The organism is Streptomyces sp. TLI_171, assembly GCF_003610255.1.
Lineage (GTDB): Bacteria > Actinomycetota > Actinomycetes > Streptomycetales > Streptomycetaceae > Kitasatospora.
This window is the reverse complement of the sequence record NZ_RAPS01000001.1, coordinates 387,271-398,775: the sequence shown is the minus strand read 5'-3', so window position 1 is coordinate 398,775 and position 11,505 is coordinate 387,271. Positions and strand designations below refer to the sequence as shown.

Sequence of the window (11,505 nt, the reverse complement as noted above, 5' to 3'; positions counted from 1 at the left end):
GACAGCGCCCCGTGCAGGGCGCCGCGGAAGGGCCTCCCCACCATGAGAACCGAGCTGAACCGCAGATCCTTCGTCACCGCCGCCGTAGCCGTCGCGGGCGCCACGGCGATGACCCCCCTGCTGGCCGCCTGCGGGGGTGGCGGCTCGAAGCACAAGACCGGCGCGAACAGCGCCGACGGTGTGAAGTCCGCCCTGCCGGCCTTCGCCGCCAGCACCGCGGTGACCCCGGACATCCCCTCGGTGACCGGGGCGGACGGGGCCGTCACGGACCCGGCGTTCCTCAGCTACCCGGCCACTCCGGTCGCCACCGTCACCGGCGCTCCCGGCAAGGGCGGCTCCTACACCGTCGTCACCCCGCTGTGGGGCACCAACCCGCCGGCCGACAACTCGTTCTACGCGGCGATGAACAAGGCCCTCGGCGCCACGCTCACCATGAAGCCCGCCGACGGCAACAACTACGACACCATCATCCCGACCATGACGGCCGCCAAGAAGCTGCCCGACTGGATCCAGCTGCCGACCTGGTGGAACTCCAAGTTCAACGTGGGCGAGCTCGCCCCGTCCCAGTTCGCCGACCTCACCCCCTTCCTGGCCGGCGACAAGATCAAGAAGTACCCGAACCTGGCGGCCATCCCCACCGGCGCCTGGCAGGCCGGCATCTGGGGCGACAAGCTCTACGGCCTGCCGTCGTTCTCCACCGGCTTCTCCATCGCCGGCACCACCTTCTACCGCCGCGACCTCCTCGAGGCCAAGGGCATCACCGGCGACCAGGTCAAGACCCTCGACGACCTGATGAACCTCGGCAAGGAACTCACCGACGCCAAGGGCGGCACCTGGGCCTTCGACGACGTCTGGACCTACCTGTTCCCGTTCTTCGACGTCCCCAACAAGTGGAAGCTGGTCGACGGCAAGCTGGTCCACAAGTACGAGACCCAGGAGTTCCTGGAGGCCCTCGACTGGCACTACAAGCTCGCCACCGCCGGCTACCTGCACCCCGACGCCATCGCCGGCAACAACGCCGACGCCAACACCCGCTTCTACGCGGGCAAGACGCTCATCCAGGGCGGCGGAACCGGCGCCTGGAACCTCGCCGACCACCAGTCCGGCACCGCCGCCACCCCCGGCTACCGGCGCGGCTCCTTCAACTTCCTCACCGCGAAGAGCGGCGGCACCCCGAAGCTGTTCATGGGCCAGTCCACCAGCATGATGAGCTACCTCAGCGCGGGCCTGAAGGCCGATCAGATCGAGGAACTGCTGGCCGTCGCCAACTACCTGGCCGCGCCCTACGGATCCGCCGAGTACACCATGGTCAACTTCGGCGTCGAGGGCACCCACTTCACCCGGGTGAACGGCGTGCCGACCTTCACCGACGAGGGCAAGAAGGACGTCCAGGCGCAGACCTACCCGTTCCTGGCCACCGCCTCCTCGGTGATCTCCAACCCCGGCGCGGACCAGGTCACCAAGGACATCGCGGGCTTCCAGGCGGCCAACGCCAAGTACCTGTACAAGCCGCTGTTCTGGAACATGAACATCTCGATGCCGCAGAACATCGCCACCAGCGACACCGCGCAGGCCGTCGAGGACACCATCAAGGACTGCTACCACGGCAAGAAGAAGGTGTCCGACGTCCAGGCCGCCATCTCCACCTGGAAGTCCGGCGGCGGCGACCGCCTCAAGCAGTGGATGACCGACAACGTCCTGAGCAAGTACGGAACGGGTCAGTGAGCACGGCGCGATCGGAGCGGGGCAGGAGCACTGCCGAGAGGGGCGCCACCGTACGGCTGACCTGGCGGACGCGGCTGCGGCGCGACAAGTCGCTGCTGCTGATGACCGTGCCCGCCGTGGCCCTGCTGCTGATCTTCAACTACGCGCCGCTGTTCGGCCTGGTCACCGCGTTCCAGTACTACGACCCGCTGGTCGGTGTCCGGGACAGCGAATGGGCCGGCCTCGCGCAGTTCCAGCAGCTGTTCCAGGACCCGCTGTTCTGGGGGGCGTTGAAGAACACCCTGTGGCTCAGCTTCGTCCAACTGGTGCTGTTCTTCCCCGTTCCGATCGCGCTGGCCCTGCTGCTCAACACGGTCCTCAGCGAACGGCTGCGGAACTTCGTCCAGTCCGTGGTCTACCTGCCGCACTTCTTCTCCTGGGTGCTGGCCATCACGATCTTCCAGCAGATGCTCGGCGGCGCCGGAATCCTCAACCACTTCCTGCGCCAGAACGACATGCGGCCCTGGGACATCACCACCAACCCGCACACCTTCGCGCTGCTGATCACCTCGCAGGCGATCTGGAAGGAAGCCGGCTGGGGCATCATCGTCTTCCTCGCCGCGCTCGCCGCGATCAACACCGACCTGTACGAGGCGGCCGCCGTCGACGGCGCCGGACGCTGGCGCCGGATGTGGCACATCACCCTGCCCGGCCTGCGCGGCGTGATCGTGCTGATGCTGGTGCTGCGCCTCGGCAACGCCCTGACCGTCGGCTTCGAACAGTTCCTGATCCAGCGTGAGGCGGTCGGCCACGACGCCGCCGACGTACTGGACACCTTCTCCTTCTACTACGGCATCGCCACCGGCAACTACAGCTTCGGCGCCGCGGCCGGCCTCTTCAAGAGCGTCATCTCGCTGCTGCTGATCTGGGGCGCGAACAGGCTGGCACACGCCTTCGGCGAGGACGGGTTGTACCGCAGATGAGCCACTCACCCACCACCGTCCGCGACGGTGGCGCGCCGGCCCCGGCGCCCGCCGCGTCCGAGTCCCGCCCGGTCCGGACCGGCCGCCCCCGCGCCCGGGCCGGGCGGGCCCCCTGGGAGGAGCCGCCCACCGTCGTCGGCCAGGCCGCCAAGGGCATCACCCTGGGCGGCGTGCTCGCCGTCGTCGCCGTGCCGCTCTGGATCATCGTGCTGACCAGCGTCTCCACCCCCGGCGCGGTCAACCGGGCCGGCGGCCTGGTGATCTGGCCGGACGGCCTCAGCCTGGAGTCCTACCGGCAGATGCTCGGCGACGGCACCGTCCGCACCGCGCTGCTGGTCAGCCTCGCCATCACCCTGGTCGGCACGGCCGTCTCGATGGCCGTCTCGGTGCTCTGCGCCTACGGCCTGTCCCGCTCCGAGTCGTTCGCCCACCGGCCGATCCTCACCGTGCTGATCGTCACCATGTTCGTCAGCGGCGGCCTGATCCCGACCTTCCTGGTCGTCACCGGCCTCGGCGGCTACGGCCAGTGGTGGTCCCTGATCCTGCCCAGCGCCGTCTCGGTGTTCAACATCCTGGTGCTGCGCTCGTTCTACTCCACCACCTCCGCCGACCTGATCGACGCCGCCCGGATCGACGGCGCCGGCGACTGGCGGATCCTGTGGTCCGTGGTGCTGCCCACCTCACGGGCGGTCACCGCCGTCATCGCCCTGTTCTACGGCGTCGGCTACTGGAACTCCTTCTTCAACGTCATGCTCTACATGCCCACCGACGCCGAGAAGTGGCCGCTCCAGTACGTGCTGCTCACCTACGTCAACCGCGGCAACGGCCTGCCCGGCTCCGTCAACTCCGGTTTCGGCGCCGCGCACGCGCAGACCGCGCCGCTGACCCTGCAGATGGCCGTGGTGGTCCTTACCCTGGTGCCCCTGCTCATGGTGTACCCCTTCATGCAGAAGCACTTCCGCACCGGTGTCCTCACCGGCGCCATCAAGGGCTGAGCGGGCAGCGACAAGAGCAGATCCGGCGTCAGACCCTTGACGCCGCAAGGGGCCGCACACCCCACCGACACGAGGAAAGCAGGAACCGCACCCATGGTGACACTCGCCGACGTGGCCCGGCACGCGGGCGTCTCGCCCAGCACCGTCAGCTACGTGCTCAGCGGCAAGCGGTCGATCTCGGAGGCCACCCGCCGCCGCGTCCAGCACGCCGTCGAGGAACTCGGCTACCACCCCAACGCCGGCGCCCGCGCGCTCGCCGGACGGCGCTCCCACATCATCGCCCTCGTGGTGCCGCTGCGCACCGACGTGTACGTGCCGATCATGATGGAGATCGCCGTCTCGGTCACCATGGCGGCCCGTCAGCACGGCTACGACGTACTGCTGATCACCAACGACGAAGGCCCCGACGGGGTCCGCCGGGTCGCCGCCAGCGGCCTCGCCGACGGCGTCATCCTGATGGATGTCGAACTCGACGACGAACGCATCCCGGTGCTGCGCGAACAGGGCATCCAGGCCTCGATGATCGGCCTGCCCGCCGACCCGGCCGGACTGTCCTGCGTCGACCACGACTTCGCCGCGGCCGGCGCCCAGTGCGCCGACCACCTCGCCGACCTCGGCCACCGCGAGGTCGCCTTCATCGGCTACGCGCCCGCCGTCTACCACCGCCACGCCGGCTACGCCGAACGCACCCTGACGGGCTTTCGGGAGCGCGCCATCGAGCGCGGCCTGAGATTCCTGCACAGACCCTGCGAAGGCACCTACGAATCCACGGCCGGCACCCTGGCGCGGATCCTCGCCGACCGTCCCGACACCACCGGCTTCGTGGTGCAGAACGAGAACGCCATCGGCCCGCTGCTGCAACTGCTGCCCACCAGCGGGCGCACCGTCCCCGAGGACGCCTCGGTGGTCGCGCTCTGCCCCGAACAGCTCGCCGAGCAGTACGCCCCCGGCCTGACCGCCGTCACCGGCCCCGCCCAGGAGCTCGGCCGGGTCGCCGTCGACCAGGTGATGCGCCGGATCGCCGCCGCCGAACGCGGCACCGAGCCCGAGGACGAACTCGTCCTGCTCACCCCCGTCCTGACACCCCGGCAGAGCAGCGGGCCGCTGCTCGTCCCCGTCCCGCCCGTCCGACGCAGGTGACCTCGCCCATGACCCCGACCAACCCGGTCGTCCCCGGGTTCCACCCCGACCCGAGCGTCTGCCGGGTCGGCGAGGACTACTACCTGGCCTGCTCCAGCTTCGAGTACCACCCGGGCGTGCCGATCCTGCACAGCCGCGACCTGATCCACTGGCGGCAGATCGGCAACGCCCTCGCCGACCTCCCGCTGCCCGCCGACACCCCGTCCTCCGGCGGCGTCTACGCCCCGACGCTCCGGTACCACGAGGGCCGGTTCTGGCTGATCACCACCGAGGTCGGCACCGGCAACCTGCTGGTCACCGCCGAGCACCCGGCCGGCCCGTGGTCCGCGCCGGTCCGGCTGCCCGACGTCCCCGGCATCGACCCCGACCTGGCCTGGGACGAGGACGGCAGCTGCTGGTGCACCGTCGCCGGCGTCGCCCAGCTGCGCATCGACCCGGAGACCGGAAAGGCCCTGGAGCGGCCCCGCCCGCTGTGGTCCGGAACCCGGCAGGCCCCCGAAGCGCCGCACCTGTACCGGATCGGCGACTGGTGGTACCTGATGATCGCCGAGGGCGGCACCGAACGCGCCCACAGCGTCTCGATCGCGCGCTCCCGCCGCCCCGACGGACCGTACGAGCCCTGCCCGGACAACCCGGTCCTCACCCACGCCGGCAGCCACAGCCCGATCCAGAACACCGGCCACGCCGACCTGGTCCAGGGCCCCGACGGCAGCTGGTGGGCCGTGCTGCTCGGCGTCCGCCCGCAGGGCGGCACCCCCGGCTGGCACCCGCTCGGCCGGGAGACCTTCCTGGCCCCCGTCCGCTGGGTCGACGACTGGCCCGTCATCGACCGGGTACCCGTCGAACTGCCGGACGTGCCCTGGCCGTTGCACCCCTGGCCGGCGCCCCCGGGGCGCGAGGGCTTCGACGGCCCGCTGCCCCCGCGGTGGCTGTCCGTCCGGGACCGCCCCGCCGCGCACATCACCACCGGCGAACGCCCCGGCTGGCTCACCCTGCACGCCCGGCACGGCCACCCCGACGGCACCTTCACCGGCCTGCGCCAGCAGCAGCACACCGTCCGCGCCCGGGCCCGGCTCGACTGCGCGGCCGGCACCGGCGGCCTGATGGTCCGCCTCGACGACGAGCACGCCTACGCCGTCGAGGCCGGCCGCGGGCGGATCCGGGTGGTCGCCCGGCTCGGCGGACAGGTGCACGAGGTCGCCGCCGCCGAACTCGACCTCGCCGAAACCGTGCTGCGGATCGACACGGCGCCCGCCGCACCGCGCGGCCCGCGCACCGGACCGGACGCCCTCGCCCTCGGCCACGAGAGCGCCGACGGCGCCTTCACCGCGCTCGCCACCCTGGACGGCCGCTACCTCACCACCGAGGTGGCCGGCGGGTTCACCGGCCGCGTCATCGGCCTGTACGCGGCCGACGGCACCGCGCACTTCGACTGGTTCGACCTCACGCCCCTGGACTGACAGGACCCCCTCGCCATGCCCGACCTGAACGACGCCACCCGCGGCCGCATCCTGTACGGCGGCGACTACAACCCCGAGCAGTGGCCCGAGGAGACCTGGCAGGAGGACGTCCGCCTGATGCGGCAGGCCGGCGTCACCACCGTCACCGTCGGCGTGTTCTCCTGGGCCCGGCTCGAACCGACGCCCGGCGGCTACGAGTTCGACTGGCTGGACCGCCTGCTCGACCTGCTGCACGCCGCCGGCATCGGCGTGGTGCTGGCCACCCCCACCGCCTCCCCGCCGCCGTGGCTCGGCCACCTGCACCCCGAGACCCTGCCGCAGGCCGAGAACGGCACCACCGTCTGGTACGGCTCCCGCAACCAGTTCTGCGCCTCCTCCCCGGAGTACCGCCGCCGCGCCGCCGCGATCACCGAACAGCTCGCCGCCCGCTACGGGCAGCACCCCGCGCTCACCATGTGGCACATCAACAACGAGTACGGCACGCACTGCTGGTGCGACGCCACCGCCGCGCACTTCCGGCGCTGGCTGCAGCACCGGCACGGCAGCCTGGAGGAACTCAACTCGGCGTGGGGCACCGCCTTCTGGAGCCAGCACTACAGCGACTGGGCGGAGATCCTGCCGCCCCGCCAGGCCCAGTACATCCGCAACCCCGCCCAGCTGCTCGACTTCGCCCGCTTCACCTCCGACGCACTGCTGGAGTGCTACACCGCCGAACACGCCGTCGTCGCCCGGCACAGCCCCGGCATCCCCGTCACCACCAACCACATGCCGTTCTGGCGCGGCCAGGACGGCTGGGCCTGGGCGAAGCGGCAGGACGTCGTCGCGCTCGACCTCTACCCCGACCCCGACGACGCCCTCGGCGCCCAGTACGGCGCACTCGTCCAGGACCTCGCCCGCTCCATGGCGGGCGGCCCCTGGATGCTGATGGAACAGGCCACCGGCGCCGTCAACTGGCGGCCCGTCAACCGCCCCAAGCCGCACGGGCTGACCCGGCTGTGGTCGCTGCAGGCCGTCGCCCGCGGCGCCGACGCCGTCTGCTTCTTCCAGTGGCGGCAGTCCCGGCAGGGCGCCGAGAAGTTCCACTCCGCGATGCTCCCGCACTCCGGACCCGACAACCGCACCTTCCGCGAGGTCACCGCCCTCGGCGCCGAACTCGACCGCCTCGGCCCCGCCGTCAGCGGCGCCCCCGTCACCGCCGAGATCGCCCTGCTGCACGACTGGGACTCCTGGTGGGCCGGCGAACAGCCCGGCCGCCCCTCGCAACTGACCGGCTACCAGGAGACCGTCACCGCCTGGCACCGCGCCCTGTGGGAGTCCCACCACACCACCGACCTCGCCCACCCCGCCGCCGACCTCAGCGGCTACCGCCTGGTCGTCATCCCCTCGCTCTACCTGCTCACCGACACCGCCCTCGACAACCTCACCGCCTACGTCCGCTCCGGCGGCACCCTGGTCTGCGGCTGGTTCACCGGCGTCGCCGACCACCAGGACCGGATCCGCCCCGGCGGCGTCGACGCCCGGCTGCGCGAACTGCTCGGCCTCGCCGCCGTCCACCACTGGTGGCCGCTCGCCGAAGGCGACCGCGTGCACTGCGAGAACGCCGACGGCACCGGCTTCGACGGCGCCCTGTGGTCCGAGGAACTCGAACTCGCCGACGCCGAGGTGCACGCCCGCTACCGCTCCGGCGAACTCGCCGGCCGGCCCGCCGTCACCCGCCACCCCTACGGCGAAGGCACCGCCTGGTACGTCTCCACCCAGCCCGAACCCGAAGCGCTGCGCACCCTGCTCGACCGGGCCGCCCGCGAGGCCGGCGCCCGCCCCGCCGTCGAGGGCCTGCCCGCCGGCGTCGAAGCCGTCCGCCGCGGCGAGCTGCTCTTCCTGCTCAACCACGGCCCGCAGCAGGCGAAGTGCGAGCCGCCGGGGGAGTGGGAGGACCTGCTGGCGAACCGCCGCGCCGACGCCACCGTGGTCCTCGAACGCCACGGCGTCGCCGTGCTGAAGCCGGTCGGCGCATGAACGGCGCCCGCCGCCGCGGCAGCTGGGAGCCCGCCCCCGCCGCGCGCTGGGAGGACGCGCTGCTCACCGGCAACGGCCGCCACGGCGCCATGGTGCACGGCGACGGCGTCGACGAACGGATCGTCGTCAACCACCACCTGCTGGTCCGCCCCAACGGCGGCGAACGCGCCCGCGCACCGCAGCTGGCCGAGGAGTTGGAGCAGCTGCGGGACGAGGTGCTGGCCGGACGGGCCCGCGCCGCCGTCGCCCCGCACATCGGCCCGCTGCAGTGGGTGCGGCCGTTCCACCCCGCGTTCGCCGTCCGCCTGCGCCGCTCCGGCCCGGTCCCGGGCGGAGACCGGCGCGAGGTCGGACCCCGGCTCGCGGCCGACTACCGGCGCGAGGTCGACTACCGCACCGGGGTGGTGACCGTCCGCCCCGGCGGTCAGCAGACCTTCGTGTCGCGCGCCGACGACCTGGTGGTCCACCGGGAGAGCGGCGCCGCGGCGATCGAGGTGTCGCACGACTGGCACCTGCCCGGCGCACCCGACGGTGCGGACGTCAGCACCGTCGCCGAGCACCGCCCGGACGGCGGCGCGGTGCTGCGCACCGACGTCCGCTACCCCGGCGACTCCGGCTTCGGCTACACCGGTCGGACCCACCTGCGGCCCACCGGCGGCACCCTGCGGATCGACGGCGCCACCGTCCGCGCCGAGGGCTGCGCCGAACTGCTGCTGCTCACCCGCATCCACCCCTGGGAGGACGGCGGGCTTCCGGAACCGCCCCCCGACCTCGCCTTCGACGAACTGCTGGACCGCCACTGCGCCCTGCACACCACGGCCTACGACCGCGTCACCCTCGACCTGGACGCACCCGAGGAACACCGCGCCCTGCCCGGCTCAGCGCTGCTCGCCGACCCGACGGCACATCAAGCCGCCCTGCTGGAGCGGCTGTTCGACGCCGGACGGTACCACCTGCTGTCCGCCTCCGGGATCCTGCCGCCCCGCCTCACCGGCATCTGGACCGGCTCCTGGGACACCGCCTGGAGCGGCGCCCTCACCTGCGACGCCAACCTCAACCTGCAGATCGCCGCCGCCGCCGTGGCCGCCCTCCCCGAGGTCAGCGCCGCCCACGCCGCGTTCGTCGCCCGCCAGTTGGACGACTGGCGGGCCAACGCCACCCGGCTGTTCGGCCTGCCCGGACTGGTCGCGCCCGCCCACACCGACGGCCGCTCCGGCCACGCCTACCACTACAGCGAGGACTACCCGCTGCACCTGTGGACCGCCGGCGCCCACTGGCTGCTGCACCCCCTGCTCGACCACCTCGCCGTCACCGAGGACCCCGCACTCGCCGAGCAGCTGGTCCGGCCCGCCCTCGCCGAGACCGCCGCCTTCTACCGCGCCTTCCTCACCCGCACCGACGCCGACGGCAGGCTCCTCCTGGTCCCCTCCTACTCACCCGAGAACACCCCGCTGGCCGCCGACAGCCCGATCAGCGTCAACGCCGCCATGGACCTGGCCGCCGCCCGCCACACCCTCACCGCCACCGGCCACCACCAGCTCGCCGACCGGCTGCCCCCGTACCGGATCAACTCCCGGGGAGCACTGGCCGAATGGGCCTGGCCCGGGGCCGAGGACAACCAGCAGCACCGGCACCTCAGCCACCTCCACCCCGTCTGGCCGCTCGACGAGATCAACCCGCTCGACACGCCCGCGCTCGCCGACGCCGCCCACCGCGCCCTGCAGCTGCGCGGCAGCGAGAACCACTCCGCCCACGGCCACCTGCACCGCGCCCTGATCGCCGCCCGTCTCGGCGACCCCGACCTGCTCGGCGAAGCCCTCGACGCCGTCCTGCACGGCGCGTACTTCCACCCCTCGCTGATGAGCTCGCACTACCCCCGGCTCGACGTCTACAACGCCGACGCCGCGCACACCCTGCCCGGCGTCCTGATCGAAGCCCTGCTGCAGTCCACCCCCGAGCGCATCGTCCTGCTGCCCGCCCCGCCGCCGCACCTGCCGCACGGCACCGTCCGCGGCCTGCGCACCCGCTGCCGGGTCACCGTCGCCGAACTGAGCTGGAACCTGACGGAACGTCAACTCACTGTCAGGCTGAGCTCCGAGACCGACCGCACGGTCACCGTCCACCTCGGCGCCGACCCCGACCGGCCGCCGCAGCGCCTCGCCCTGCGAGCCGGCCAGGACACCCCCCTGCACCTCGAACTCCCCAGGAGCTGAACCGCCGTGCCGCTCACCGACCTCGACCTCGACGACCTGCAGAGCTACCGGCCCACCCTGAGCGCCCCCGCCGACTTCGACGCGTTCTGGGCCGACACCCTCGCCGAGGCCCGCCGCCACGACACTCCCGTCACCGCCGAGCTGCGCACCGACACCCACCTCACCGCCTTCGACGCGTACGACGTCCGCTTCCCCGGCTGGAACGGCGAACCCGTCGCCGCCTGGCTGCTGCTCCCGCACGCCACCCGCGAACCGCTTCCCGTCATCGTCAAGTACCTCGGCTACAGCGGCGGCCGCGGCCTGCCCGGCGAACACCTCCTCCCGCCCGCCGCCGGCTACGCCCACCTGGTCGTCGACAGCCGCGGCCAGGGCCACGACACCCCCGACCGCGGCCAGGGCGACGGCACCCAGTGGGCCGAAGGCTTCCTGACCCGCGGCATCGACCACCCCCGCAACCACTACTACCGCCGCCTGATCACCGACTGCGTCCGCGCCCTCGACGCCCTCCCGCAGCTTCCCGGCACCGACCCCGCCCGCGCCGTCGTCTCCGGCGGCAGCCAGGGCGGCGGCCTCGCCCTGGCCGTCGCCGCCCTCGCCCCCGACCAGGTCGCCGCCCTGCTCAGCGACGTCCCCTTCCTCTGCCACTTCCGGCGCGCCGTCCGCACGGCCGGCGACGGCCCCTACCCCGAGATCGTCAAGTACCTGCGCTGGCACAGCCGCGACCAGGAGGAGCGGACCTTCGCCACCCTCGACTACTTCGACGGCGTCCACTTCGCCCCCCGCGCCACCGCCCCGGCGCTGTTCAGCGTCGCCCTGATGGACCCGGTCTGCCCGCCCTCCACCGTGTACGCCGCCTACCACCGCTACGCCGGCCCCGCCGAGATCGAGGTCTGGCAGTTCGCCGACCACGGCGGCGGCTACGCCTCCACCCCGCCCAAGCAGTTCGCCTGGCTCGCGGAGCGCGGACTCGCCCCGAAGAACGCCTGAGGACCGG

General features: G+C 72.6%; 8 protein-coding genes. All 8 read left to right on the top strand.

The window, feature by feature from the left end; all coding sequences use genetic code 11:
• Positions 1–42: 42 nt before the first annotated feature.
• The 8 genes from BX266_RS01870 (at position 43) to BX266_RS01835 (ending at position 11,498) form a co-directional block, all read left to right on the top strand.
• Positions 43–1,725 carry an ABC transporter substrate-binding protein gene (locus BX266_RS01870; protein ID WP_099897187.1) on the top strand — a complete coding sequence of 561 codons (1,683 nt, stop codon included), beginning with the start codon at positions 43–45 and terminating at the stop codon, positions 1,723–1,725.
• A complete protein-coding gene (locus tag BX266_RS01865; RefSeq protein WP_259464485.1) occupies positions 1,722–2,687 on the top strand; it encodes a sugar ABC transporter permease in 966 nt (321 codons plus the stop codon). Before BX266_RS01870 ends, BX266_RS01865 begins: the two co-directional genes overlap by 4 nt.
• Entirely contained in the window at positions 2,684–3,682 is a 999-nt protein-coding gene (locus BX266_RS01860) for a carbohydrate ABC transporter permease (RefSeq protein WP_099897186.1), read from the top strand. Before BX266_RS01865 ends, BX266_RS01860 begins: the two co-directional genes overlap by 4 nt.
• Before the next feature lie 93 nt (positions 3,683–3,775).
• The gene (locus BX266_RS01855) at positions 3,776–4,822 is read left to right on the top strand and encodes a LacI family DNA-binding transcriptional regulator (protein WP_099897185.1); all 1,047 of its coding nucleotides are present in this window, start codon (positions 3,776–3,778) and stop codon (positions 4,820–4,822) included.
• Positions 4,823–4,830: 8 nt separating this feature from the next.
• Entirely contained in the window at positions 4,831–6,282 is a 1,452-nt protein-coding gene (locus BX266_RS01850) for a glycoside hydrolase family 43 protein (protein ID WP_099897184.1), read from the top strand.
• A 15-nt stretch (positions 6,283–6,297) separates the two neighbouring features.
• Complete coding sequence (locus BX266_RS01845; protein WP_099897183.1) at positions 6,298–8,298, top strand: beta-galactosidase; 2,001 nt, start codon at positions 6,298–6,300, stop codon at positions 8,296–8,298.
• Entirely contained in the window at positions 8,295–10,511 is a 2,217-nt protein-coding gene (locus tag BX266_RS01840) for a glycosyl hydrolase family 95 catalytic domain-containing protein (RefSeq protein WP_099897182.1), read from the top strand. The genes BX266_RS01845 and BX266_RS01840 overlap by 4 nt, the downstream gene beginning before the upstream one ends.
• Positions 10,512–10,517: 6 nt before the next feature.
• Complete coding sequence (locus BX266_RS01835) at positions 10,518–11,498, top strand: alpha/beta fold hydrolase (protein ID WP_099897181.1); 981 nt, start codon at positions 10,518–10,520, stop codon at positions 11,496–11,498.
• Positions 11,499–11,505 lie beyond the last annotated feature (7 nt).